At 59.7% G+C, this 26,156-nt stretch carries 23 protein-coding genes; 18 read left to right on the top strand and 5 right to left on the bottom strand.

Annotated features, from left to right (window positions below; translation table 11 throughout):
* The first annotated feature begins 110 nt into the window (after positions 1-110).
* Positions 111-581 carry an Lrp/AsnC family transcriptional regulator gene (locus tag C4J93_RS25725; RefSeq protein ID WP_124364881.1) on the top strand — a complete coding sequence of 157 codons (471 nt, stop codon included), beginning with the start codon at positions 111-113 and terminating at the stop codon, positions 579-581.
* Between the two features lie 102 nt (positions 582-683).
* Here C4J93_RS25725 and C4J93_RS25720 read toward each other — a convergent pair whose 3' ends face one another.
* Complete coding sequence (locus C4J93_RS25720) at positions 684-2,051, bottom strand: inorganic triphosphatase (protein ID WP_124430750.1); 1,368 nt, start codon at positions 2,049-2,051, stop codon at positions 684-686.
* Positions 2,052-2,208: 157 nt separating this feature from the next.
* On the opposite strand from C4J93_RS25720, the gene argE reads away from it, so the two are divergent.
* From argE to C4J93_RS25670, 10 genes are all read left to right on the top strand, one after another.
* Positions 2,209-3,357, top strand: coding sequence for an acetylornithine deacetylase (argE, locus tag C4J93_RS25715; RefSeq protein WP_124430749.1), 1,149 nt, complete (start codon positions 2,209-2,211; stop codon positions 3,355-3,357).
* Between the two features lie 136 nt (positions 3,358-3,493).
* Positions 3,494-4,792, top strand: a complete 1,299-nt coding sequence (gene argA, locus C4J93_RS25710; protein ID WP_124364878.1) for an amino-acid N-acetyltransferase — start codon at positions 3,494-3,496, stop codon at positions 4,790-4,792.
* Between the two features lie 639 nt (positions 4,793-5,431).
* A complete protein-coding gene (locus C4J93_RS25705) occupies positions 5,432-6,805 on the top strand; it encodes an OprD family porin (protein ID WP_124372217.1) in 1,374 nt (457 codons plus the stop codon).
* Between the two features lie 271 nt (positions 6,806-7,076).
* Entirely contained in the window at positions 7,077-7,715 is a 639-nt protein-coding gene (locus tag C4J93_RS25700) for a peroxiredoxin (protein ID WP_124430748.1), read from the top strand.
* A gap of 307 nt (positions 7,716-8,022) precedes the next feature.
* Entirely contained in the window at positions 8,023-8,616 is a 594-nt protein-coding gene (gene ssuE / locus C4J93_RS25695; protein WP_124364877.1) for an NADPH-dependent FMN reductase, read from the top strand.
* Between the two features lie 93 nt (positions 8,617-8,709).
* On the top strand, positions 8,710-9,678 hold the full coding sequence (locus tag C4J93_RS25690) for a sulfonate ABC transporter substrate-binding protein (protein ID WP_124364876.1): 969 nt from the start codon (positions 8,710-8,712) through the stop codon (positions 9,676-9,678).
* 25 nt (positions 9,679-9,703) lie between these two features.
* On the top strand, positions 9,704-10,852 hold the full coding sequence (gene ssuD, locus C4J93_RS25685) for an FMNH2-dependent alkanesulfonate monooxygenase (RefSeq protein WP_124364875.1): 1,149 nt from the start codon (positions 9,704-9,706) through the stop codon (positions 10,850-10,852).
* 9 nt (positions 10,853-10,861) lie between these two features.
* Complete coding sequence (gene ssuC, locus C4J93_RS25680) at positions 10,862-11,650, top strand: aliphatic sulfonate ABC transporter permease SsuC (protein ID WP_124364874.1); 789 nt, start codon at positions 10,862-10,864, stop codon at positions 11,648-11,650.
* Positions 11,647-12,453, top strand: a complete 807-nt coding sequence (ssuB, locus tag C4J93_RS25675) for an aliphatic sulfonates ABC transporter ATP-binding protein (protein WP_124430747.1) — start codon at positions 11,647-11,649, stop codon at positions 12,451-12,453. The genes ssuC and ssuB overlap by 4 nt, the downstream gene beginning before the upstream one ends.
* Before the next feature lie 18 nt (positions 12,454-12,471).
* Positions 12,472-12,687, top strand: a complete 216-nt coding sequence (locus C4J93_RS25670) for a molybdopterin-binding protein (RefSeq protein WP_003176783.1) — start codon at positions 12,472-12,474, stop codon at positions 12,685-12,687.
* A gap of 134 nt (positions 12,688-12,821) precedes the next feature.
* On the opposite strand, the gene C4J93_RS25665 is transcribed toward C4J93_RS25670, so the two are convergent.
* The 3 genes from C4J93_RS25665 to C4J93_RS25655 all read right to left on the bottom strand — a co-directional run bounded on the left by C4J93_RS25665 (position 12,822) and on the right by C4J93_RS25655 (position 16,304).
* Complete coding sequence (locus C4J93_RS25665; protein WP_124430746.1) at positions 12,822-13,451, bottom strand: TetR/AcrR family transcriptional regulator; 630 nt, start codon at positions 13,449-13,451, stop codon at positions 12,822-12,824.
* Between the two features lie 231 nt (positions 13,452-13,682).
* Complete coding sequence (locus C4J93_RS25660) at positions 13,683-14,615, bottom strand: transposase (RefSeq protein WP_124369104.1); 933 nt, start codon at positions 14,613-14,615, stop codon at positions 13,683-13,685.
* Positions 14,616-14,927: 312 nt separating this feature from the next.
* Entirely contained in the window at positions 14,928-16,304 is a 1,377-nt protein-coding gene (locus tag C4J93_RS25655) for a glutamine synthetase family protein (protein ID WP_124364871.1), read from the bottom strand.
* A gap of 610 nt (positions 16,305-16,914) precedes the next feature.
* Here C4J93_RS25655 and C4J93_RS25650 point away from each other — a divergent pair.
* From C4J93_RS25650 to C4J93_RS25620, 7 genes are all read left to right on the top strand, one after another.
* Positions 16,915-18,273, top strand: a complete 1,359-nt coding sequence (locus C4J93_RS25650) for a glutamine synthetase family protein (protein WP_124364870.1) — start codon at positions 16,915-16,917, stop codon at positions 18,271-18,273.
* A gap of 58 nt (positions 18,274-18,331) precedes the next feature.
* Positions 18,332-19,696, top strand: coding sequence for an aspartate aminotransferase family protein (locus tag C4J93_RS25645; RefSeq protein WP_124430745.1), 1,365 nt, complete (start codon positions 18,332-18,334; stop codon positions 19,694-19,696).
* 192 nt (positions 19,697-19,888) lie between these two features.
* The gene (locus tag C4J93_RS25640) at positions 19,889-20,983 is read left to right on the top strand and encodes a polyamine ABC transporter substrate-binding protein (RefSeq protein WP_124430929.1); all 1,095 of its coding nucleotides are present in this window, start codon (positions 19,889-19,891) and stop codon (positions 20,981-20,983) included.
* A gap of 208 nt (positions 20,984-21,191) precedes the next feature.
* A complete protein-coding gene (locus C4J93_RS25635; RefSeq protein ID WP_124430744.1) occupies positions 21,192-22,286 on the top strand; it encodes a polyamine ABC transporter substrate-binding protein in 1,095 nt (364 codons plus the stop codon).
* A gap of 65 nt (positions 22,287-22,351) precedes the next feature.
* The gene (locus C4J93_RS25630) at positions 22,352-23,494 is read left to right on the top strand and encodes an ABC transporter ATP-binding protein (RefSeq protein ID WP_065893882.1); all 1,143 of its coding nucleotides are present in this window, start codon (positions 22,352-22,354) and stop codon (positions 23,492-23,494) included.
* On the top strand, positions 23,491-24,411 hold the full coding sequence (locus C4J93_RS25625; protein WP_124430743.1) for an ABC transporter permease subunit: 921 nt from the start codon (positions 23,491-23,493) through the stop codon (positions 24,409-24,411). Before C4J93_RS25630 ends, C4J93_RS25625 begins: the two co-directional genes overlap by 4 nt.
* Positions 24,408-25,292 carry an ABC transporter permease subunit gene (locus C4J93_RS25620; RefSeq protein ID WP_124364867.1) on the top strand — a complete coding sequence of 295 codons (885 nt, stop codon included), beginning with the start codon at positions 24,408-24,410 and terminating at the stop codon, positions 25,290-25,292. Before C4J93_RS25625 ends, C4J93_RS25620 begins: the two co-directional genes overlap by 4 nt.
* A gap of 120 nt (positions 25,293-25,412) precedes the next feature.
* On the opposite strand, the gene C4J93_RS25615 is transcribed toward C4J93_RS25620, so the two are convergent.
* Positions 25,413-26,051, bottom strand: coding sequence for an HD domain-containing protein (locus C4J93_RS25615; protein ID WP_124364866.1), 639 nt, complete (start codon positions 26,049-26,051; stop codon positions 25,413-25,415).
* Positions 26,052-26,156 lie beyond the last annotated feature (105 nt).

The following is a 26,156-nucleotide window of genomic DNA, read 5'->3' as shown; positions in this document are numbered from 1 at the left end:
GACTGAAGAAATTTTTACACGCAGCGGCTGAGATTTCTTATCTAAAATCGAACAGATTGGCAGATAATCGAATCAATCAATTCAGCGTAATCAACTTATAAGGTATTTCTATGCAAAGCGAACTGGACGCTTATGACCGTCGTATCCTGGCCCTGCTCCAAGAGGACGCTTCGCTCTCCAGCGCACAGATCGCCGAGCAGGTCGGCCTCTCGCAGTCACCATGCTGGCGGCGTATTCAGCGGCTCAAGGAGGATGGCGTGATCCGTGGCCAGGTCACCTTGCTGGACCGCAAGAAAATCGGCCTCAACACGCAGATTTTCGCCGAGGTCAAACTCAACGCCCACGGTCGGTCCAACTTCACCGAGTTTACCGAGGCGATTCGTGGCTTTCCGGAAGTGCTGGAGTGTTATGTGCTGATGGGCGCGGTGGATTTTCTATTGCGTATTGTTGCGTCGGACATCGAGGCGTACGAGCGGTTTTTCTTCGACAAGTTGTCGATGGTGCCGGGGATTCAGGAGGTTAATTCGATTGTGGCGTTGTCGGAAATAAAATCCACAACCAGCCTGCCAGTATTGCGCTAGCAGGTCCGGCCCTATCGGGAGCAAGCCCCCTCCCACAGTTGACCGAGTTCCTACTTTGGAATGCAGTTATATGTGGGAGGGGGCTTGCCCCCGATGGCGATATCACAGACGCAGAAGCATCTTCCAGGCACGATTCTGATAAACCGCAATCGCCTGGTGCATCCGCGCGTCCAGCGACTCATCGGTGATCGGTTGGTTAGCCAGGTGCGCCAGCTTGTTCAGTTCGCCGTACAAACGGTCCAGTTCCGGAATATCCACCACCTGACGGGCATGGTGCAGCCAGGCCTGGATGCGCTCGATACGCGGCAGTTGCTCGGCCAGGTCTTCCGGCTGTTGCTGGTAGCGCGGCAGTTGCAGGGCAACGGCGTCGTCGGCCAGCAGGCGCGGTAGCCAGTTGGTGATTTGCGCAGCGCCCTGGCGGTTGCCGCGCACGTTACGCTCGGCGGTCCAGGTGCGGGCCAGCAGCCAGCGCGAGGTGTTCAGGGAGAACAGGCCCCAGCGCACGTCCTGCAGCTCTTCAACGAACTGCTCCGGCGCGGCTTTGCGGATGTCTTCATCGTCGTCACCGGCCTGGACCAGCGGGCGCCAGTCTTCCAGCAACGCATCCAGGACATTGCGCAATTCGCTGGTGGATTGACGCGGCGCGGCTTGGCCGAGACTGCCGATCAGCGCGCGCAATTCACCGAGGGTCTCGACCCAGTCCTGCAGCAAGCGCCAGTGGCCATTGAAGCGATATTGCTCGGCCAGGCGCTGGCTGCTGCCCAGCAAGTGCCACATGATTGCGGCGAAGGCATCGTCCAGCGGCATTTCGGCGTGGATCTGCGGTGCCGGCAGGCTCAAGGAATAGCTGCTGGCGTCGTACAGGCGATAGCCACGTTCGGCCTTGCTGATGTCACAGGGCATCAGCGCCAGGGTCGCGGCCAGTTCGGCGGCCAGTTCCAGCAGGGCGGCCGGTTCGCCTTCGCGCAGTTCCAGTTCCAGCTCGCAGATTTCTTCCTTCTGCTTGCCGACCACCACGTGGCCCAGGTCCAGGGCGGCTTCGATCACTACCTTGGCCTTGCCGCGACCCCAGGCGATTTCGGCGCGCTCGCGCACGAAGTCGGTGGTGAAGATCGGCTTGAGGGTCTTTTTGTCCAGCTCGGCCAGTTGCTCGGGCCAGCATTCGCCGTCGAGTTTCTTCACGTCGAGCTTGGCCTTGGGCAGGTCCCAGTTGTATTCGTTACGTTCCGACAAGCCGGCGACGCTCTGGCCACGGGTCTTGAGGGTCTGGATGATGTCGTCACCGTCCTTGCGCAAGCGCAGGGCCACCTTGGCCTGGGCCAGGTCGCGCTCGGGGGTGTCGAAGTACTGATTCATCAACTCACGGCGTTCCCAGCCACTTTTGTTGCGTTTTTTCAGTAGCGGGTGCTCACGCAGCGCGGCGAGTGTTTCGCGGCTGACACGGAGCTTGATTTCGGTTTCTTTCTGCATGGCCGGAAAATCCAGGATCGGGAGCGCAGCCGGGGAAAAGTGTGGCTGCCAAGGTCGTGCAGTGTACAGGACTGAGCCCGGCAACGTGCCGCAACGGTTTATTGTGTCGTGCAGATGGCTCTATAGTGGGGTTCATCCGGGAAGTTGGAGACCGCGCATGCCGTTACCGTCCATGAAAGAGCAGTTCGCCGCGTTGATTGCCGCGCCGTCGGTCAGTTGCACGCAGGCGTCCCTCGACCAGACCAATCGCCCGGTGATCGACCTGCTCGCCACCTGGCTGGGCGACCTGGGCTTCTCCATCGACATCCAGCAGGTCAGCCCCGGCAAGTTCAACCTGTTGGCAAGTTTCGGCAGTGGCCCCGGTGGCCTGGTGCTGGCTGGCCATAGCGACACGGTGCCCTACGACGCGGCACTGTGGGAAACCGACCCGCTCAAGCTGACGGAAGTCGATGGCCGTTGGGTAGGATTGGGCAGTTGCGACATGAAGGGTTTTTTTGCGCTGGCGATTGAAGCGGTGCTGCCGCTGCTGGACCAACCGTTCAAGCAACCGCTGCTGATCCTCGCCACCTGCGATGAAGAAAGCTCGATGTCCGGTGCCCGCGCACTGGCCGAGGCGGGGCGGCCGTTGGGCCGGGCGGCGGTGATCGGCGAACCGACCGGCCTCAAGCCGATCCGCCTGCACAAAGGCGTGATGATGGAACGCATCGACATCCTTGGCCGCAGCGGCCATTCATCGGACCCAAGCCTTGGCCACAGCGCCCTTGAAGCCATGCACGACGCCATCGGCGAACTGCGCGGCCTGCGCCTTGCCTGGCAGCGCGAATACCGCAACCCGCAGTTCAGCGTGCCACAGCCGACCCTGAACTTCGGCTGCATCCATGGCGGCGACAACCCCAACCGCATCTGTGGCCAATGCTCCTTGGAGTTCGACCTGCGTCCCCTGCCGGGCATGGACCCTGCGATGCTGCGCGCCGCCATCCGGCAAAAACTCGAGCCCCTGGCCGAGCGGCATAAGGTCAGGATCGACTACGCGCCGCTGTTTCCGGAAGTACCGCCCTTCGAGCAGCCGGAAGACGCCGAGTTGGTGAGGGTGGCGGAACGTTTGACCGGCCACCGTGCCGAAGCAGTGGCGTTCGGCACCGAAGCGCCTTATCTTCAGCGCCTTGGTTGCGAAACCCTGGTGCTCGGCCCTGGCGATATCGCCTGTGCGCACCAGCCGGGTGAATACCTCGAAATGTCACGCTTGACGCCTACAGTGCGTCTATTGCGGGAACTGATCGAACATTACTGCCTGAAACCTGCATAAATTAACCCCCGCCTGTTCGTACATAGAAAGGAGAGTGAGCGTGTCGCCAAGCCTGTTCCGACGATAACCATCAGCCCGCTGTGCGCTTTCACGATTGATCCTTTTTTGGCTGCTTTTTATTACAGGCCCAGGTGTTATGCCCGACTACGTTAATTGGCTTCGTCACGCTTCGCCCTACATCAATGCCCACCGCGACTGCACCTTTGTGGTCATGCTGCCTGGCGATGGGGTGGAACACCCGAACTTCGGCAATATCGTCCACGACCTGGTGCTGTTGCACAGCCTGGGCGTGCGACTGGTGCTGGTGCACGGCTCGCGTCCGCAAATTGAAGCGCGCCTTGAAGCGCGCGGTCTTACCCCGGCTTATCACGAAGGTTTGCGCATTACCGATGCGGCGACGCTCGAGTGCGTGATCGACGCGGTGGGGCAGTTGCGTATTGCCATTGAAGCGCGCCTGTCCATGGACATGGCGTCATCGCCCATGCAGGGCTCGCGCCTGCGGGTGGCCAGCGGCAACCTGGTGACCGCGCGGCCAATCGGCGTGCTCGAAGGCGTGGACTATCACCACACCGGCGAAGTGCGCCGGGTCGACCGCAAGGGCATCAACCGGTTGCTGGACGAGCGCTCCATCGTGCTGCTGTCGCCGTTGGGTTATTCGCCCACCGGTGAGATTTTCAACCTGGCCTGCGAAGACGTCGCCACCCGCGCCGCCATCGACCTGGGCGCCGACAAGTTGCTGCTGTTTGGTGCCGACCTGGGCCTGATCGATGAAAACGGCCGACTGGTGCGTGAGTTGCGTCCGCAGCAAGTGCCGGCGCATCTGCAGCGCCTGGGCAGCAACTATCAGGCAGAGCTGCTCGATGCCGCCGCCGAAGCCTGCCGTGGCGGGGTAGGGCGCAGCCATATTGTCAGCTACGTCGAAGACGGCGCCTTGCTCACCGAACTGTTCACCCGCGACGGCGGCGGTACGCTGGTTGCCCAGGAACAATTCGAACTGGTGCGCGAAGCGGCGATTGAAGACGTCGGCGGTTTGCTCGACCTGATCAGCCCGCTGGAAGAGCAGGGCATTCTGGTGCGTCGTTCCCGGGAAGTGCTCGAGCGTGAGATCGAGCAGTTCAGCGTGGTCGAGCGTGAAGGCATGATCATCGCCTGCGCGGCGTTGTATCAGATCGCCGATTCGGATGCGGGTGAGCTGGCATGCCTGGCGGTGAACCCGGAATACCGCCATGGCGCACGCGGCGATGTATTGCTCGAGCGCATCGAGACCCGTGCCCGGGCCCAGGGCCTGAAGACTTTGTTTGTCCTCACCACCCGCACCGCCCACTGGTTCCGTGAACGCGGCTTTGTACCAAGCAGCGTGGACCGCCTGCCGTCGGCGCGGGCGTCGCTGTACAACTATCAGCGCAACTCGAAAATTTTCGAGAAGCCTTTGTAAACCCACTCCAGCAACACTACCTAACCAAATGTGGGAGGGGGCTTGCCCCCGATAGCAGTGGGTCAGTTAACTGATAAGTCGCTGACAGACCGCAATCGGGAGCAAGGCCCCTCCCACATTCGAGACCTGCCCCTTCAAAAACTTCCCCAAGGCTTCAGAACCTTTCATTCGTGCCGATACGATAAAAAGGCCGTCGCGTTGACATCAAAAGAAACTAATCCCGATACAAAAACTGTAACAAATTGACGGGAGGATGTGCCTTTGGCCATGATGGCGTCGCCTTTTTGATCGTGGGTGACGTATGCAGCAGAACGTCAACATTAAGCGATCTAAAAAAGTGCTGATAAATACCCTTTAGGAATTAGCTCGTGGGATGGTCTGTCTAGCCTGACCAGCCCGATGCGTGAATGCGCTTATTCCTGAATCGTATGAAAAAGAATGAAACAATTCTTTTTGGGTGTATGAAAAACTCATTACCCTGCAGGGACCAAATCAACTGCGATTAGACGAAGGTAGTAGACACATAAGGTTGCGATTGACTTGGTAGTCACTATCTGGCGCTAATCGCGCATCTGTGGATCGAGGGCGTCAGACCCGAGACCAAAGAAATACAAAAATTAGAAATGAGAGGAGCGGTACATGAAGAAGTCCACCTTGGCTGTGGCTGTAGCGTTGGGCGCCATCGCCCAGCAAGCAGGCGCTGCCGGTTTCATCGAAGACAGTAAAGTAACGCTGGGTCTGCGTAACTTCTACATCAACACCGACAACCGCGACTCGGCCGCTGGCACTGCAGCCAACAAGCGTGCCGGTGTGCAAAACAAGCAGGAAGAATGGGGCCAGGGCTTCGACCTGCGCTTCATCTCCGGTTACACCCAAGGCACCGTAGGCTTCGGTCTCGACGCTATCGGCCTGCTGGGTGTTCGCCTGGACTCCGGCGGCGGCACCAACGGCGCCACGGCGAGCTCCTACGGTGGCACCGTGTTCCCGAGCAAGTCCAATGGCGAAGCCGTTGATAACTACTCGAGCCTGGGCCTGACTGCCAAAGCCAAGATCTCCCAGACTGAACTGAAGCTGGGTACGCTGCAGCCAAAGCTGCCGGTCATCGTGACCAACGACGGTCGTCTGCTGCCGCAGACCTTCCAGGGTGGCCAGATCACCAGTAACGATGTCTACAAAGACCTGACGCTGGTTGCCGGTCAGATCGAAAAAGCCAAGGGCCGTAACTCCAGCAACGTCGACAACCTGTCGATCGCCGGTGCCAACTCCCGTGGTGCAAGCTGGCGCGACAGCAACAAATTCTACTACGCCGGTGGTGACTACAAGATCACCAAGGACCTGACTGCCCAGTACTACTACGGCAATCTGGAAGACTTCTACAAGCAGCACTTCCTGGGCCTGACCCATAACTGGGCCATCGGTCCTGGCGTACTGAAGTCTGACCTGCGTTATTTCAACAGCTCGGATGACGGCAAGAACGGCCACGAGTCGGCTTACTTCTCCTCGGGCAACTACAGCGGCGTGAACTCCGGTCGTGGCAAGGTCGATAACAACCTGTACAGCGGCCTGTTCCTGTACACCGTTGCCGGTCACACCTTCGGTGGTGGTTACCAGGTCAGCAACGGCAGCAGCGACTTCCCTTGGTTGAACCAGGGTGACGGCTCGTCGGCTTACCTGACCACTGACATGCAAATCGCCAAGTTCGCCCGTGCTGGCGAACGTACCTGGCAAGCTCGCTACTCCTACGACTTCGCCAAGGTTGGCGTGCCTGGCTTGACCGCCGGTGTCGTGTACCTCAAAGGCACCGACATCGATACCGTCAACGGTAGCCGTGCCGAGTTCACCGGCCAGTCCGAGTGGGAACGTGACATTACGGTTGCGTACGTTGTTCCAGAAGGCGTGTTCAAGAACGTCGGCGTTGCCTGGAAAAACGCTATGTGGCGCAACGATGTTGCTGCCGCGCGCGATCAGGACGAAAACCGTGTAATCGTCAGCTACACCTACGCGTTCAAGTAACTGCTTAAAGCCTTGCCCGGCGCAATGCCGGGCAAGGTTGTTGCTTTCAAGTCGGGCTCAACCCCCGCAAGCCCTTCCTGAAGTCCCTCTTGGTACAGCGTCTCAAGGCCTTCTCGAACCTTGAAAACGATGTTGATCCTCGTCCGCTCCCAAGTCCAATGAACAGATTTTTATATTCTTTTATCGTCTAGATAAATCGATATTTATTCTTTTTAAAATCCTCCCAAACCCTGCACAGTGGGCTCCATAAGCACTCATCAGGAGCCCCACCATGAGCCTAAGACTGGGCGACATCGCCCCCGACTTCGAACAGGATTCCAGCGCCGGCAAGATTCGTTTCCACGAATGGCTGGGCGATAGCTGGGGTGTGCTGTTCTCTCACCCGGCGGACTTTACCCCGGTGTGCACCACCGAACTGGGCTTCACCGCCAAACTCAAGGATGAATTCGCCCAGCGCGGCGTCAAGGCCATCGCCTTGTCGGTTGACCCGGTGGACTCGCACCACAAGTGGATCGAAGACATCAACGAAACCCAGCACACCGTGGTCAATTTCCCGATCCTGGCCGATGCCGACCGCAAAGTCTCGGACCTCTACGACCTGATCCACCCCAACGCCAGTGACACCCTCACCGTGCGCTCCCTGTTCGTGATCGACCCGAACAAGAAAATCCGCCTGACCATTACCTACCCGGCCAGCACCGGTCGTAACTTCCACGAAATCCTGCGGGTGATCGACTCGCTGCAGCTGACCGACAACCATAAGGTCGCCACTCCCGCCAATTGGCAGGACGGTGATGAGGTGGTGATCGTGCCGTCGCTCAAGGACGAGGAAGAGATCAAGAAACGCTTTCCCAAGGGCTATAGGGCAGTGAAGCCGTACCTGCGGCTGACCCCGCAACCCAATCGTTAACACAGGACCCATGTGGGAGGGGGCTTGCTCCCGATTGCGGTGGGTCAGTCAATGCACTTGTTACTGAAAGACCGCTATCGGGAGCAAGCCCCCTCCCACATTTTCACCGTTCACATAGCAGGGGTTTTTCAGGCCGTTTCGACGGCCTTTTTTTTCGCCTGGCGATCTGTTTATCTCATATGTTTTTATGGAATAAACAAATGAATAAATAAGATTTAAAGATATATAAATCTACTGCTAAGGTCTGTTCCATCTTGGCGCCATCGCCACACAGCGAACCGCCGACACTTGCTCAAGGAATACTTGCATGCTGGTCGTAACACTTGGAGGCAGTCCCAGTCAGCGTTCCCGCTCCGGGGTCTTGCTGGAGAAAACCCGTCAATGGTTGCAGGACCAAGGCGTGGAAGTGGTGAGTTACCAGATCCGCGACTTTCCGGCTGAAGACCTGCTGCATGCACGGTTCGACAGCCCCAAGGTCATCGACCTGTTGCAGCAAGTGGCGAATGCCGATGGTTTGGTGATCGCCACGCCGGTGTACAAGGCCTCGTTCTCCGGTGCCTTGAAGACCGTACTCGACCTGCTGCCCGAGCGCGCCCTGGCCCACAAGGTGGTCTTGCCGATGGCCACCGGTGGCAGCATCGCGCACATGCTGGCGGTGGATTACGCCCTCAAGCCCGTGCTGTCGGCGCTCAAAGCGCAGGAATTGCTCCATGGGATCTTTGCCGAAGACAGCCAGATCGCCTACGGCGAAGGCAGTGCCCAGGCGCAACTGGTGCCCGTGCTTGAACAGCGCTTGCACGAAGCCCTGGAGCAGTTCTACAGCGCCATGGCCCGCCGCCCGAAACCGCTGGACCCGCATGTATTGAATGAACGCTTGTTGAGTGCTCGCTGGAGCATTTAAGCCTTACCCGACATCTGGAAACACTCACCTTACTCAGCCGCCAACGGCCAAGCAGGTGCCGCCAATACCCTAATCGCACATTTGGAGAGCGCCATGCGCACTGTCATTTTGCGTCGCGGTCTGGTCGCACTGTTTGCTGCGGCTGTGTCCTTCGGCGCCATCGTTCAAGCCCACGCCGCAGAAACCCTGCGCATCGGTTACCAGAAATACGGCACGCTGGTGCTGCTCAAGGCCAAGGGCACCCTGGAAAAACGCCTGGCAGCCCAGGGCGTGCAGGTGCAATGGACCGAATTTCCCGGTGGCCCGCAATTACTCGAGGGCCTGAACGTCGGCTCCATCGACTTTGGCGTCACCGGCGAAACCCCACCCGTGTTCGCCCAGGCCGCCGGTGCGGACCTGCTTTACGTGGCCTACGAGCCGCCCGCGCCGACCAGTGAAGCAATCCTGGTGCCCAAGGATTCGACGATCAAAACGGTGGCCGAGCTCAAGGGCAAGAAGATCGTGCTGAACAAAGGCTCCAACGTGCACTACCTGCTGGTCCGGGCGCTGGAAGACGCCGGCCTTGCCTACACCGACGTGAAAACCGTGTTCCTGCCGCCCGCCGATGCCCGCGCCGCCTTCGAACGCGGCAGTGTGGACGCCTGGGTAATCTGGGACCCGTACCAGGCCGCCGCCGAGAAACAACTGCAAGCGCGCACCCTGCGCGACGGCACCGGCATTGCCGACAACCACCAGTTTTACCTGGCGACCAAGCCCTACGCCGAACAGCACCCTGAAGTGATCAAGGCGCTGGTGGAAGAAGTGCGCGCCGTCGGCGAATGGTCCAAGGCCAACCCGCAGGAAGTGACGGACCAGGTCGCGCCCCTGCTCGGCCTGCCGGCTGATATCACCCTGACCTCGGTGAAACGCCAGGGCTACGGCGCGCTGTTCCTGACGCCCGAAGTGGTCGCGGCCCAGCAGAAAATCGCCGACAGCTTTTACCAGCTCAAATTGATTCCCAAGCCCTTGAGCATCAAGGACGTGATCTGGACCCCACCCGCCTCGGTTGCCAAAGCGCCGTAATCCGACTTCTTCAGGAGACAACTCCATGAGCCTCAATATTTTCTGGTTCCTGCCTACCCACGGCGACGGTCATTACCTTGGCACCGCCGAAGGCGCTCGCGCCGTCGATCACGGTTACCTGCAACAAGTGGCCCAGGCCGCTGACCGCCTGGGCTTCGGTGGGGTGTTGATCCCCACTGGGCGCTCTTGCGAAGACTCGTGGCTGGTGGCTGCCTCGCTGATTCCGGTGACCCAGCGTTTGAAATTTCTGGTTGCGCTGCGCCCCGGGATCATTTCCCCGACGGTGGCCGCGCGCCAGGCGGCGACCCTGGACCGCCTGTCCGGTGGCCGTGCGCTGTTCAACCTGGTGACCGGCGGTGACCCGGAAGAACTGGCCGGCGACGGCTTGTTCCTCAGTCACGAAGAGCGCTACCAGGCGTCGGTGGAATTCACGCGCATCTGGCGTCGCGTGCTGGAAGGCGAGACCGTGGATTACGACGGCGAGCACATCAGCGTCAAAGGCGCCAAGTTGCTCTACCCGCCAATCCAGCAGCCACGCCCGCCGCTGTATTTCGGCGGTTCGTCCGAAGCGGCCCAGGACCTGGCAGCCGAACAGGTGGAAATGGTACTGACCTGGGGCGAACCCCCGGCTGCGGTAGCGGAAAAGATCGAACAAGTACGGGCCAAGGCCGCCAAGCTTGGGCGCACTCTGCGTTTTGGTATTCGCTTGCATGTGATCGTGCGTGAAACCAACGAGGAGGCGTGGAAAGCCGCCGATAAACTGATCTCTCACCTGGACGACGAAACCATCGCCCGCGCCCAGGCGTCCCTGGCGCGCTTCGATTCGGTGGGCCAGCAGCGCATGGCGGCCTTGCATGGCGGCAGTCGCGACAACCTGGAAGTCAGCCCCAACCTGTGGGCCGGGGTCGGCCTGGTGCGCGGCGGCGCGGGCACTGCGCTGGTGGGCGATGGCCCAACGGTTGCGGCACGGGTCAAGGAATATGCGGACCTGGGCATCGACACCTTTATCTTCTCAGGTTATCCCCACCTGGAAGAGTCGTATCGGGTCGCAGAACTGCTGTTCCCGCACTTGGATATCGAACGTCCCGAACTGCCGAAAAGCGCCGGCTACGTCAGCCCGTTCGGCGAGATGGTGGCCAACGACATCCTTCCCAAAGCTGCGTCGCAGAGCTGAGGGGGCGCTATGAACCTGGAAAAATTCAGCCATCGCGTAGCGCCCTGGGTGCTGCCGATTCTATTGCTGGCGGTGTGGCAGTTGTCGGTGACGGCAGGTTGGCTGTCCACGCGCATTCTGCCGGCGCCCAGTGCGGTCATCGAGGCTGGCATCAACCTGGTCCGCAGCGGCGAAATCTGGACGCACCTGGCGATCAGCGGCTGGCGCGCGGGCCTGGGCTTTGTGATCGGTGGCAGCATCGGCCTGGCCCTGGGCTTTATCACCGGCCTGTCGAAGTGGGGCGAGCGTCTGCTGGACAGCTCGGTGCAGATGATCCGCAACGTGCCGCACCTGGCGCTGATTCCCTTGGTGATCCTGTGGTTCGGGATTGACGAAACCGCGAAGATTTTCCTGGTGGCCCTGGGCACGTTGTTCCCGATCTACCTGAACACTTACCACGGCATCCGCAACGTCGATCCGGCGCTGGTGGAAATGTCGCGCAGCTACGGCTTGTCCGGCTTCAGCCTGTTCTGGCAAGTGATCCTGCCGGGCGCGTTGCCGTCGATCCTGGTGGGCGTGCGCTTTGCCCTGGGCTTTATGTGGTTGACGCTGATCGTGGCGGAAACCATCTCGGCCAGTTCCGGCATCGGTTACCTGGCGATGAACGCCCGCGAGTTCCTGCAGACCGACGTGGTGGTGCTGGCCATCGTGATGTACGCGATCCTCGGCAAGCTGGCCGACCTGGCGGCGCGAGGCCTGGAACGGGTGTGGCTGCGCTGGCACCCGGCGTATCAAGTGAATAAGGGAGGTGCGGCATGACGGCTCAACAACCCCCGCGCCTGCTGAAGGGCATCCCCCTGGCGGTGCGCAAATTGCGCAAATCCTTTGGCGCGCGTGAAGTGCTCAAGGACATCGACCTGCATATCCCGGCCGGCCAATTCGTGGCGGTGGTTGGCCGCAGCGGCTGTGGCAAAAGTACCTTGCTGCGCCTGCTGGCGGGGCTGGACAAAGCCAGTGGCGGCGAGCTGCTGGCAGGTTCTGCGCCGCTGCATGAGGCAATCGAAGATACGCGGCTGATGTTCCAGGAAGCGCGCTTGCTGCCGTGGAAAAAGATCATCGACAACGTCGGCCTGGGCCTTACGGGCAACTGGCGTGCCAAGGCGTTGCAAGCGCTGGAGGCGGTAGGCCTGGCCGAGCGCGCCGAGGAGTGGCCGGCGGCCTTGTCCGGTGGCCAGAAGCAGCGCGTCGCGTTGGCGCGGGCCCTGATTCACCAGCCGCGCCTGTTGCTGCTTGACGAACCGCTGGGCGCGCTGGATGCCCTGACACGTATCGAGATGCAGCAACTGATCGAAAACCTGTGGCAGAAACACGGCTTTACCGTGCTGCTGGTCACCCATGACGTCAGTGAAGCCGTGGCGATTGCCGATCGGGTCATCCTGATCGAAGACGGCGAAATCGGCCTGGACCTGATTGTAGACCTGCCCCGTCCCCGCGCCCGTGGCTCACATCGCCTGGCTGCGCTGGAAGCCGAAGTGCTCAACCGCGTGCTGTCGCTGCCCGGCTCACCGCCGGAACCCGAACCTGTTTCACCGCTGCCGACGCAATTGCGTTGGGCTCAATAACTCGCAGAGGAAAAAAACATGACTATCAAAGCCATCAACGTGCGTAACCAGTTCAAAGGCACCATCAAGGAAATCGTGGTGGGCGACGTGTTGTCGGAAATCGATGTGCAGACGGCGTCCGGCATCGTCACCTCGGTGATCACCACTCGCTCGGTCAAGGAGCTGGAGTTGGTGATTGGCAGTGAAGTAATTGCCTTCGTGAAATCGACCGAGGTGTCGATCGCCAAGTTGTGAGTGTTTGAGTTGATCGTTCCCACGCTCTGCGTGGAAATCCCGCCTGGGACGCTCCGCGTCCCGCTGCATAAAAGTGACGCAGAGCGTCACGGGATGCATGCCCACGCAGAGCGTGGGAACGATCATTAGAAGAATCACCGCTTGGGCAAATACGCCGGCAAATAAAGCCCCACATACGCATCAAACACCCGCATCCCTTCCTCCGCCATGCGCGGCGTGATCTGCCCATGCTGATGCACCGAACGCGCATACACGCGGTCACTGAGCTCCAATGCCAGGGCAAACACATCCACATCGCTGGGTAACGTCGGCACTTCGAAATGGCGATTGAACACGTCGAGCATCAGATCCCCCAATTCCAGGTCATGCTGACGATCCGCCTGGGTGACTTCGGTCAAGCCATGCTGGGCCAGGATCAACTGGCGGGCTGCGGCATCATTGCTGTAGACGGTGAGCATGCGCTGCTCGACGATGCAGGACAGGTCGCGCCAGGTCTGGAGCGAGTCATGTTCGATGGGCGCCTGGATGGCCGCGCGGAAGGCTGCGTGCACATCCGCCGTCAATGCCTCCAATAACGCCGGCACGCCGGCGAAAAAGTGGTACACCGACGAGGGCGGGATTTGCGCCCGTTCGGCCACGCTGTAGATCGACAGGCCGGCCACGCCTTCGGCCGCCAGCAAGGCGCGGGCGGCGTCCAGGATCGCGTCGATCCGGGCCTGGCTGCGGGCGCGGGGTTTGCGAGGGGCGGCGGGGCGGGGGGGCATGGAAGTCTCCTACAGGGCAGCGGGCATTGTATGAGCAGGAAGGTGTGTTGTCTGCCAGAGCGCCATCGGGGGCAAGCCCCCTCCCACACTTGACCGAGTTCCAACTTTGGAATGCAGTCAAATGTGGGAGCAACTGTCTTAATGGATTCAATTCAGAAGTCATTTCTCATAGGCAGCAAAGCTCCCACAGCCTTTGGCCGTGCGATGTTGAACGAAATAGCTGCTACCGCGCTAAGCGGTGCGCTCTATCCATTCAGTACGGTCGCGCAGCATCGCGTTCAGGCGTACCAACAAAACGCGCATACAGGCGATCAACGCGACTTTGGCGCATTTCCCTTTATCACGTAGCGCCTTATATCGAGTCCCGAATTCTGGCTGGTCCCGGATGACCACCCAACAGGCCATGTAAAGTGAGCGACGAGCTGAAAACCTTCCGCCACTGATATGACGTGCACCTTTATGCCTTCCGCTGTCGTTGTTGTACGGAGCGAGTCCCGCTAATGCTGCGATAGGGCGTCCGCCAATTTCTCCCAGCTCGGGCAGGTAAGCCATAAGACTGGTGGCAGTAACCAACCCGATGCCTTTGACTGAACACAGTCGAGCCACCTTTTCGCTATCTAGCTCGTTCGCACTTTGACGAATTAGTTGATCTATCGCCTCCACTGCCGTGTTCAAATAGTCGATATGGCTCTGCAATGCAGGCTTTACCGCATCGCAGGAAGCAGTTTTCAGGCGTCGTCTGTCGTCATCTCTTTGCTGAACAAAATGTTCCCGCTGCTGGACCAACGCGCGCAGCTTGTCGTGTTCCGGGCTTGTGATTCGGGCACTTGGCGAGTCTAGAATGGCTGCATAGTGCGCCAGAGACTTTGCGTCTATCGGGTCGGTTTTGGCTTTTTGACCCATCGCTCTGGAAAACTCTTTGGCGCGACGGGGGTTAACGCACATAACCTCAAGGCCGGCAGCCTGGGCCGCTTTGACGACTTTGCGCTCGTAGCCGCCCGTGGCTTCCACCAACACGCGATTAACCTGGTAAAGCATTAGCCAACCGATCAACGCCGGTAACTCTCTTTCAGTGTTGGAACAGCTTACCCCAGCCTCAAGTGAATGAATCCGAACCTCAAGACTGTCTTTGGAAACATCAATGCCTGCAGAACAGGAAAACATGGCCAAATCCTCTTACACTTAGAGTGAGAGCGCTCTGGCTTGGCCCACGCTTGTAACTGTTCGAGGTGGGCTCGTTCAACTGTTCGGGCTCATGTCCAGAGCGGAGAGGTGAGTAGCAGCGTGGGCTCCCACACGTGCTTTAAGCACTCGGGGCATTCAGCTTGCTACTCACCGCTCTCACCCTCAGTCTAATCCTGACTCAAGACACAAGGGGGCTTGCTCCCGATGCTGCCAACGCGGTCCCTCAGAAGAAACCCATAAAAAACGCCGCAGGCCATAAGCTCTGCGGCGCTCTTTTTCTGCAGCCGCTGTTTAAACGGTATGCAGATACCAGTTGTACTCAAGGTCGGAGATGGAGTGTTCGAACTCTTCCAGCTCACTTTCCTTACAGGCGACGAAGATATCGATGTATTTAGGATCGATGTACTTGGCCATCACCTCGCTGTCATCCAGCTCGCGCAGGGCATCGCGCAGGTTGTTCGGCAGGCTTTGTTCGTTCTGCTCGTAGCTGTTGCCTTCCACGGGAGCGCCCGGTTCGATCTTGTTGGTCAGACCGTGGTGCACGCCTGCCAGGACCGAAGCCATCAGCAGGTAAGGGTTGGCGTCGGCGCCCGCCACGCGGTGTTCGATACGTACGGAGTCGGCTGTGCCGGTCGGTACGCGAATCGCCACGGTGCGGTTGTCCAGGCCCCAGCACGGCGAGTTCGGCACGTAGAACTGTGCGCCGAAACGACGGTAGGAGTTGACGTTGGGGCACAGGAACGCCATTTGGGCGGGCAGGGTCTCGAGCACACCGCCGATCGCGTGACGCAATGCGGCGTTCTGCTCGGGATCCTCGCTGGCAAAGATGTTCTTGCCGTCCTTGTCCAGAATGGAGATGTGTACGTGCAAACCGTTGCCTGCCTGGCCTGGGTAAGGCTTGGCCATGAAGGTGGTGTCCATCTCATGGTCGTAGGCGATGTTCTTGATCAGGCGCTTGAGCAGTACCGCGTAGTCGCATGCCTTGATCGGGTCGGCGACGTGGTGCAGGTTCACTTCGAACTGCGCCGGGGCGCTTTCCTTGACGATGGCGTCGGCCGGGATGCCTTGCTCTTTGGCACCTTCCAGAATGTCCTGGAGGCAGTCGACGTATTCGTCGAGGTCGTCGATCAGGTAGACCTGTGTCGAGTGCGGGCGTTTGCCGGAAATCGGCGAGCGAGGCGGTTGTGGCCTGCCGTTCACGTTCTCCTGGTCGATCAGGTAGAACTCAAGTTCGAAGGCGGCGCAGATGGTCAGGCCCATGTCGTCGAACTTGCTCACCACTTGGCGCAGCACTTCGCGCGGATCGGCGAAGAAGGGTTCACCTTCCAGTTCGTGCATGGTCATCAGCAGTTGCGCGGTGGGGCGCTTTTGCCAGGGCTCATTGCACAGGGTGTCGGGGATTGGATAACAGATTCGGTCAGCATCACCGATGTCCAGGCCCAGGCCGGTGCTTTCCACCGTAGAGCCGTTGATATCCAGGGCAAATAAAGAGGCAGGCAGGTTAATGCCCTTCTCGTAAACCTTGTGGAGGCTGGTGCGTTCGATGCGCTTACCGCGCACCACACCATTCATATCCGCAATTAGAAGGTCTACGTACAGAACCTCAGGATGATCCTTAAGGAACGCGTTCGCTTCGTTAAGCTGAACGGCACGCGGGGGTACCGACATGATGCAACACCTTTGTTGTTAAAAATATCAATCATTGATCTTTTCTGGTTTCAGTCAACCCGAACGGCATGCCGAAGTCAAGCGAGGCCTTTTTTGCCCTGAAAAAGCGCCAGGGCGCCTTTTTTGGGGCTTTTTGGGGCGGTTTTTTGGGTTTGAGGGTCTTGGGACCTGCAGGCTTGAGCGGGCCGTGTTGTATTTTTTACGGGGGTGTTGTGTAAAAAAATGCACAAGGCTAAGCTCGATTCAAACCCATAACAGCAATAATACCGGGGTGCTTCATGTCTCGCCTGCCGCCAACTGGCGTCTTGGCCTGCTTCAGCCAGGCTGTGTGTTCCGTTTATTCCTGCAGCGTGTATCCCTGCGCACCGGCCAATATTCTTGACGCTTGGGCCGACCCTCTCTTTTTCCCTTCGTTTGTCTCGACGGTGCCGCTCGGCAGCGCCAATACAGGGTGCTGCTCATGATTCTGCACAAGTTTGGCGTGAGGAATGCAACGCTGCAGCAAATGGCAGGTAAGCTCCTACCCTGAGTGAACAAAACGACGCGGATGCTGCGTCAACCAACGCCTGGCCTTTTAATGGATGCCAGGAAACCCAGCCCAGAGGCATTTATGAGTAACAACCTCGACCAGCTCACCGATTGGTTGAAAGACCACAAGATCACAGAAGTCGAATGCATGATTGGCGACCTCACCGGTATCACCCGGGGCAAGATCTCGCCGACCAACAAGTTCATCGCCGAAAAAGGCATGCGCCTGCCCGAGAGCGTTCTGCTGCAGACCGTGACCGGCGACTATGTCGAAGACGACATCTATTACGAATTGCTCGACCCGGCCGACATCGACATGATCTGCCGCCCCGACCAGAACGCGGTGTTCCTGGTGCCCTGGGCCATCGAGCCGACCGCCCAGGTGATCCACGACACCTACGACAAGCAAGGCAACCCGATCGAGCTGTCGCCGCGCAACGTGCTCAAGAAGGTCCTCAAGCTCTACGCCGACCGTGGCTGGCAGCCCATCGTGGCGCCGGAGATGGAGTTCTACCTGACCAAGCGCTGCGAAGACCCGGACTTTCCGCTGCAACCGCCCATCGGCCGCTCCGGTCGCCCGGAGACGGGCCGCCAGTCCTTCTCTATAGAAGCCGCCAACGAATTCGACCCACTGTTCGAAGACGTCTACGACTGGTGCGAGCTGCAGGAACTGGACCTCGACACGCTGATCCACGAAGACGGCACCGCGCAGATGGAAATCAACTTCCGTCACGGCGATGCGCTGTCCCTGGCCGACCAGATCCTGGTGTTCAAGCGCACCATGCGTGAAGCGGCGCTCAAGCACAACGTGGCCGCCACCTTCATGGCCAAGCCGATGACCGGCGAGCCCGGCAGCGCGATGCACTTGCACCAGAGCATTATCGAGATCGCCACCGGCAAGAACGTCTTCTCCAATGAAGACGGGACCATGAGCCAACTGTTCCTCAATCACATCGGCGGCCTGCAGAAATTCATCCCCGAATTGCTGCCTTTATTCGCGCCCAACGTGAACTCGTTCCGCCGCTTCCTGCCCGACACCTCGGCGCCGGTGAACGTGGAGTGGGGCGAAGAAAACCGCACCGTGGGCCTGCGCGTACCGGATGCCGGCCCGCAGAACCGCCGCGTGGAAAACCGTTTGCCGGGCGCCGATGCCAACCCGTACCTGGCGATTGCCGCCAGCTTGCTGTGTGGCTACATCGGCATGGTCGAAGGCCATAACCCGAGCGCACCCGTGGTGGGGCGTGGCTACGAGCGACGCAACCTGCGCCTGCCGCTGACCATCGAAGACGCGCTGGAACGCATGGAAAACAGCAAGACCATCGAGAAATACCTGGGTCAGAAGTTCATCACCGGCTACGTCGCGGTCAAGCGGGCCGAGCATGAAAACTTCAAGCGCGTGATCAGTTCGTGGGAGCGGGAATTCCTGCTCTTTGCCGTCTGATGCGCCGGGCGCGCTGCTGGAACAGCGCGCCCCCACCTGAAATGTCTAGGAGATCGGTATGTCCAGCAACAACCCGCAAACCCGTGAATGGCAAGCCTTGAGCAATGATCACCACCTGGCGCCGTTCAGCGACTTCAAGCAATTGAAAGAGAAAGGCCCAAGGATCATCACCAAAGCCCACGGCGTTTACCTGTGGGACAGCGAAGGCAACAAGATCCTCGACGGCATGGCCGGCCTGTGGTGCGTGGCGATCGGCTACGGTCGCGATGAACTGGCAGACGCCGCCGCCAAGCAGATGAAAGAACTGCCGTACTACAACCTGTTCTTCCAGACCGCTCACCCGCCGGTACTCGAGCTGGCCAAAGTCATTTCCGAAGTCGCACCCGCGGGCATGAACCACGTGTTCTTCACCGGTTCCGGCTCCGAAGGCAACGACACCATGTTGCGCATGGTCCGCCACTACTGGGCGATCAAAGGCCAGCCCAACAAGAAAACCATCATCAGCCGCAAGAATGGCTACCACGGCTCCACGGTGGCCGGCGCCAGCCTGGGCGGCATGACCTACATGCATGAACAGGGCGACTTGCCGATCCCGGGCATCACCCACATCGCCCAACCGTACTGGTTTGGCGAAGGCGGCGACATGAGCCCTGACGAATTCGGGATCTGGGCCGCCAACCAGTTGGAAGAAAAGATCCTGGAGCTGGGCGTGGACACGGTCGGTGCGTTTATTGCCGAGCCGATCCAGGGCGCCGGTGGGGTGATCGTGCCGCCCGACAGCTACTGGCCGCGCATCAAGGAAATCCTCGCCAAGTACGACATCCTGTTTGTCGCCGACGAAGTGATCTGCGGTTTCGGTCGTACCGGCGAGTGGTTCGGCAGCGATTTCTACGACCTCAAGCCCCACATGATGACCATCGCCAAAGGCCTGACCTCGGGCTACGTGCCCATGGGCGGCCTGATCGTGCACGACGATGTGGTGGCCGTGCTCAACGAAGGCGGCGATTTCAACCACGGTTTCACCTACTCCGGGCACCCGGTGGCGGCGGCGGTGGCCCTGGAAAACATCCGCATCCTGCGCGATGAAAAAATCGTTAGCCGTGTACACGACGAAACGGCACCGTATTTGCAGAAACGTCTGAGGGAGCTGGCGGACCATCCACTGGTGGGTGAAGTGCGCGGCGTGGGCATGCTCGGTGCAATCGAGCTGGTGCAGGACAAGGCCACGCGCAAGCGTTACGAAGGGAAGGGCGCGGGCATGATCTGCCGCACGTTCTGCTTCGAGAATGGCCTGATCATGCGCGCCGTGGGCGACACCATGATCATTTCGCCGCCGCTGGTGATCAGCCAGGCCGAAATCGACGAACTGGTGACCAAGGCCCGCCAGTGCCTGGACCTGACTTTGGCGGCATTGCAGGGCTAAGTGCTAGGCTCAGTGCGCAGCGGCTTTCGGGTGCTGCGACTGTGTAGATAAATGTGGGGGCCGGTTGAAAGCGGGCCCCCGAACTTGCCAGACTGTCGTCCTGTTTTGTTGCCCTTTGGCTGGGCCCGAAACACATACAACTTGCGGCCCCAAAAAGAAAAATCGGAGCATCACCCAATGAAGGCATTAGGTTTGAAGAACGCTGGCAAGACCCTCCTCGCCTTGTCCCTGATGGGCGCAGTGGCGAGCGCGGCCCAGGCGGACAATAAAGTGCTGCACGTCTATAACTGGTCCGACTACATTGCACCGGACACCGTCGCCAACTTTGAAAAAGAGTCGGGCATCAAGGTGGTGTACGACGTGTTCGACAGCAACGAGACCCTGGAAGCCAAGTTGCTGGCGGGCAAGTCCGGCTATGACATCGTCGTACCGTCGAACAACTTCCTGGCCAAACAGATCAAGGCCGGTGTCTACCAGGAGCTGGACACGTCCAAGTTGCCCAATTACAGCAACCTGAACAAATCCCTGCTTAAAGCCGTGTCGGTCAGCGACCCGGACAACAAGCACGCCTTCCCGTACATGTGGGGCTCGATTGGTATCGGCTACAACCCGGAGAAGGTTAAGGCCGCGCTGGGCGTGGACAAGATCGAGTCGTGGGATGTGCTGATGAAGCCGGAAAACATCGCCAAGCTGAAAAGCTGCGGCGTGAGCTTCCTCGACTCGCCGACCGAAATGCTGCCGATCGCGCTGCATTACCTGGGCCTGCCGACCGACACCCAGAAGAAGGCCGACCTCAAGCAAGCCGAAGACCTGTTCCTGAAAATCCGCCCGTCGATTGGCTACTTCCACTCGTCCAAGTACATCTCGGACCTGGCCAACGGCAACATCTGCGTGGCCGTGGGTTACTCGGGTGACATCCAGCAGGCCAAGTCCCGTGCGGCTGAAGCCGGTGGCAAAGTCAAAGTGGCCTACGACATTCCGAAAGAAGGCGCCGGCAGCTTCTTCGACATGGTCGCCATCCCGAAAGATGCCGAAAACGTTGAAGCCGCCTACGCATTCATGAACTACCTGCTCAAGCCGGAAGTCATGGCGTCGATCACCAACAGCGTGCGCTTCCCGAACGGCAACGAGAAGGCCACCGCGCTGGTCGACAAAGACATCACCAGCGACCCGGGCATCTACCCGTCGGCAGAAGTGCAGGCCAAGCTCTACGCGATTGCCGACTTGCCGGCTGCGACCCAGCGCGAGATGACGCGCAGCTGGACCAAGATCAAATCCGGTAAATAAGCCTTAAAACCTGTGGGAGGGGGCTTGCCCCCGATGGCGTTGCATCAGAAACACATGTGCAAGCTGACACCCCGCCATCGGGGGCAAGCCCCCTCCCACACATTAGATGAAAGAAAGTTTTGCCGGATCGGTTTATCGAGGGTAAGTTGCGCGCCGGTTTTGTTGCCGGGCAACAACTCTAGGGCCAACTATTTAAGAGGACCTCCACTTGCCAATTTCTTTATTTCGCAAAGCCTTGCTGGTGGGTGCAGGTATCACGCTGGCTGTCAGCGTGCAGGCCGCACCGACCGTGCATGTTTATAACTGGTCGGACTACATCGGCCCCGACACATTGGCCAACTTCGAAAAGGCCACCGGTATCAAGCCCGTCTATGACGTGTTCGATTCCAACGAAACCCTGGAAGGCAAGCTGCTCGCCGGGCGTACCGGCTACGACGTGGTGGTGCCGTCCAACCACTTTTTGGGCAAGCAGATCAAGGCCGGGGCGTTCCAGAAGCTGGATAAGTCCCTGCTGACCAATTACGCCAACCTTGACCCGGCATTGCTCAAGCGTCTTGAGAAAAATGATCCGGGCAACGCCTACGCCGTGCCGTACCTGTGGGGCACCAATGGCATCGGTTACAACGTCGACAAAGTGAAGGAGGTGCTGGGCGTCGACAAGATCGACTCCTGGGCCATGCTGTTCGAACCGGAAAACATGAAGAAGCTCGCCACCTGCGGCGTTTCGTTCATGGATTCGGCGGATGAAATGCTGCCGGCCGTGCTCAACTACATGGGCCTGGACCCGAACAGCACCAACCCGGCCGACTACAAGAAGGCCGAGGAAAAACTGCTGAAAGTACGGCCCTACGTGACCTACTTCCATTCCTCCAAATACATCTCGGACCTGGCCAACGGCAATATTTGCGTGGCGGCCGGTTTCTCCGGTGATGTGTTCCAGGCCAAGGCCCGCGCAAGCGAGGCGGGCAAAGGCGTGAACATCGCCTACGCGATTCCCAAGGAGGGCGGCAACCTGTGGTTTGACGTGCTGGCGATCCCCAAGGACGCCGCCAATGTCAAAGAGGCTCACGCCTTCATCAACTATTTGCTGCAACCTGAAGTGATCGCTCAGGTCAGTGATCACGTCGGTTATGCCAACCCTAACCCCGGGGCGGACAAACTGATGGAGCAATCGATACGCACCGACGCAGCGGTTTACCCACCGCAGGCGGTTCTCGACCGGACATTCGTCAACTTCGAGCTACCCCCGAACGTGCAGCGTTTAATGACCCGTAGCTGGACCAAGGTCAAGACGGGCAAGTAAGGCTCAAACTATTCAAGGTTCGCCTGCACCGGGCGAGCTGTACTCTTTTTTTGGGAGTTTCGTAAATGGCAGTTGCCTCCGGCGCCTATAAGAAAGCCCTCGAGGGCGACCAGACACCGAAAAAGGTGTTGGTCAAAATCGACCGGGTCACGAAGAAGTTCGACGAGACGATTGCGGTGGACGATGTGTCCCTGGAAATCAAGAAAGGCGAGATCTTCGCCTTGCTCGGCGGTTCGGGTTCGGGCAAGTCCACCTTGCTGCGCATGCTCGCAGGCTTCGAGCGCCCGACCGAAGGCCGCATCTACCTCGACGGTGTGGACATCACCGACATGCCACCCTACGAGCGGCCGATCAACATGATGTTCCAGTCCTACGCCTTGTTCCCGCACATGACCGTGGCACAGAACATCGCCTTCGGCCTGCAACAGGACAAGATCCCCAAGGCTGAAGTCGACGCTCGCGTGGCCGAGATGCTCAAGCTGGTGCAGATGAGCCAGTACGCCAAGCGCAAGCCGCACCAGTTGTCCGGCGGCCAACGCCAGCGTGTGGCCCTGGCCCGTTCCCTGGCCAAGCGCCCGAAACTGCTGCTGCTCGATGAGCCGATGGGCGCACTCGACAAGAAGCTGCGCTCGCAGATGCAGCTTGAGCTGGTCGAGATCATCGAACGCGTCGGCGTGACCTGTGTGATGGTGACCCACGATCAGGAAGAGGCCATGACCATGGCCGAGCGCATCGCGATCATGCACCTGGGCTGGATCGCCCAGATCGGCAGCCCGATCGACATCTACGAAACGCCCACCAGCCGCCTGGTGTGCGAGTTCATCGGCAACGTCAATATCTTCGACACCCAAGTGGTGGACGACGCCGAAGGCCACGCCGTGCTCAAGTGCCCGGACCTGGACCGTGATATCTACGTGGGCTACGGCATCGCCACCGCAGTGGAAGACAAGTCGGTGACTTACGCCATCCGCCCGGAAAAACTGCTGGTCACAACCCAGATGCCGACCTGCGAACACAACTGGTCCAGCGGTAAAGTCCACGACATCGCCTACCTGGGCGGCCACTCGGTGTTCTATGTGGAGCTGCCGAGCGGCAAGCTGGTGCAGTCCTTCGTCGCCAACGCCGAACGCCGTGGCCAGCGCCCGACCTGGGGCGACCAGGTGTACGTCTGGTGGGAAGACGACAGCGGCGTGGTACTGCGCTCATGAACATGAAGAAATTCAAGCGGCGCTTGGATCGCATCGTGCCCAGTGGCAAGCAGGTGGTCATCGGGATTCCCTTCCTCTGGCTGTTTCTGTTTTTCGCACTGCCGTTTTTCATTGTGCTGAAAATCAGCTTTGCCGAAGCCGATGTGGCGATCCCGCCCTACACCGAGATCTACACCTACGTTGAGCAAAAGCTGCAAGTGGTGCTGAACCTGGCCAACTACAGCTTGCTGGCGGGCGATGAGCTCTACATCGCCGCGTACCTGGGCTCGCTGAAGATGGCCTTTTTCAGCACGCTGCTGTGCCTGCTGATCGGCTACCCGATGGCCTACGCCATCGCCACCGCACGCAAGGAAATGCAAACGGTGCTGGTGCTGTTGATCATGATGCCGACCTGGACCGCGATTCTGATCCGCGTCTATGCGTGGATGGGCATCCTCAGCAACAACGGTTTGCTCAACGGCTTCCTGATGTCCATGGGGCTGATCAATGAACCGCTGCAGATCCTCAACACCAACATCGCGGTGTATATCGGCGTGGTCTATTCGTACCTGCCGTTCATGATCCTGCCGCTGTACGCCAACCTGGTCAAACACGACCAGAGCCTGCTGGAAGCCGCATCGGACCTGGGTTCGAGCACCTTCAACAGCTTCTGGAAAATCACCGTGCCGCTGTCCAAGAACGGCATTATCGCAGGCGCAATGCTGGTGTTTATCCCGGTGGTGGGCGAGTTCGTGATTCCTGAACTGCTCGGCGGCCCGGAAACCCTGATGATCGGTAAAGTGCTGTGGCAAGAATTCTTCAACAACCGTGACTGGCCGGTGGCCTCTGCATTGGCCGTGGTGATGCTGGCGATCCTGATCGTGCCGATCATTCTGTTCAACCGCAGCCAGGCCAAAGAGCTGGAGGGCAAGATATGAAACGCTTTCGTTTCTCCAGCTTCATGCTGGTCGTGGGGTTGTTGTTCATCTACCTGCCGATGCTGATCCTGGTGATCTACTCGTTCAACGAATCCAAGCTGGTGACGGTGTGGGGCGGTTGGTCGATCAAGTGGTACGTGGGCCTGCTGGACAACACCCAGTTGATGGGCTCGGTGGCGCGTTCCCTGGAAATCGCCTGCTACACGGCGGTGGCGGCGGTGGCGCTGGGTACGCTGGCGGCGTTCGTGCTGACACGCATCAGCCAGTTCAAGGGCCGTACGCTGTTCGGCGGCCTGGTCACGGCGCCGTTGGTGATGCCGGAAGTGATCACCGGCCTGTCGCTGTTGCTGCTGTTCGTGGCCATGGCGCAGATGATCGGCTGGCCCCAGGAGCGTGGCATTGTCACCATCTGGATCGCCCACACCACCTTCTGCGCGGCGTATGTGGCGGTGGTGGTGTCGGCACGCTTGCGTGAACTGGACCTGTCGATCGAGGAAGCGGCGATGGACCTGGGGGCGCGGCCGTGGAAGGTGTTCTTCCTGATCACCATCCCGATGATCGCGCCATCGCTGGCGGCGGGCGGCATGATGTCGTTCGCGCTGTCGCTGGATGACCTGGTACTGGCCAGCTTCGTCTCGGGCCCGGGTTCGACGACCTTGCCGATGGAAGTGTTCTCGGCCGTGCGCCTTGGGGTCAAACCTGAGATCAACGCGGTGGCTAGCCTGATTCTGCTGGCGGTGTCGCTGGTGACCTTCCTGGTGTGGTTCTTCAGCCGTCGGGCCGAGGAGCATCGCAAGAAAGCTATCCAGCAAGCGATTGAAGAAGCGGCGGCGGATGGCTGGAAACAGCCGGACGCGCGCCGGGCGCCCGCACCGGTCTGAAGCCTGGTGAGATCCAAATGTGGGAGGGGGCTTGCCCCCGATTGCTGAGTGTCAGTCACCGCACCTGTTGACTGACCCACCGCCATCGGGAGCAAGCCCCCTCCCACATTTGATTGCATTTCAAGTCCAGGGTGAGGTGCGAATCACCTCCACAAAATTCATCGGCTTGAACCCCGGCTCCTGATCCACCAGCACGTCGGTCTTGACGTTGCCAAACGTGGTCTGCGGGCGATGACGCAAGCCATCGGCGAACGCGCAGATGATGCATTCCTTGAATCCCTCACCGCGTGGATGCGCATGCACCACGGCTTCGCGCTGCACGTTGCTGAACGCGGCGTAGTCCAGGCCCAACACGTCCATCTCCACCCCTGCCGTCACCAGCGCCACGGTCGGGCGCAGATGCTGCGGCACGCCCGGCGTGGTGTGCAGGGCAATGGACAGCCATACCTGTTCGATATCGTCATCACTGAGCCCATAAGGCTTGAGGAAAGCGGCCGCCGCGTTGGCCCCGTCCACTTCGAAGCGTTCGTCGGCGCTGCGGTGGCCTTCCACCAGGCCGAGGTCGTGGAACATTGCGCCGACGTACAGCAACTCCGGGTTGTACGCCAACTGCTTGCGCTCACCGCTCAATGCGCCGAACAGGAATACCCGGCGGGAGTGGTGGTAGAGCAGGTCGGACTCGATGTCGCGGATATATTCCGTGGTGGCCCTGGCCAGGGCGCTGTCGGGGATCTTGATACCGGCGATGGTGGTGCTCATGGGGGCTCTCCTCTGGGAAGCATCCAGTCTGGTCGTGCTTGCGTGTGAGGGCTATGGCGACGAGGGAGCGATCCCGGCCAATGTGTCGACACATCGTGCCAAGGC

Source organism: Pseudomonas sp. R2-37-08W (genome assembly GCF_003851705.1).
In the GTDB taxonomy this organism is placed as follows: Bacteria; Pseudomonadota; Gammaproteobacteria; order Pseudomonadales; family Pseudomonadaceae; genus Aquipseudomonas.
The sequence above is the reverse complement of the archived record's forward strand: the minus strand, read 5'-3'. Positions and strand labels throughout refer to the sequence as shown.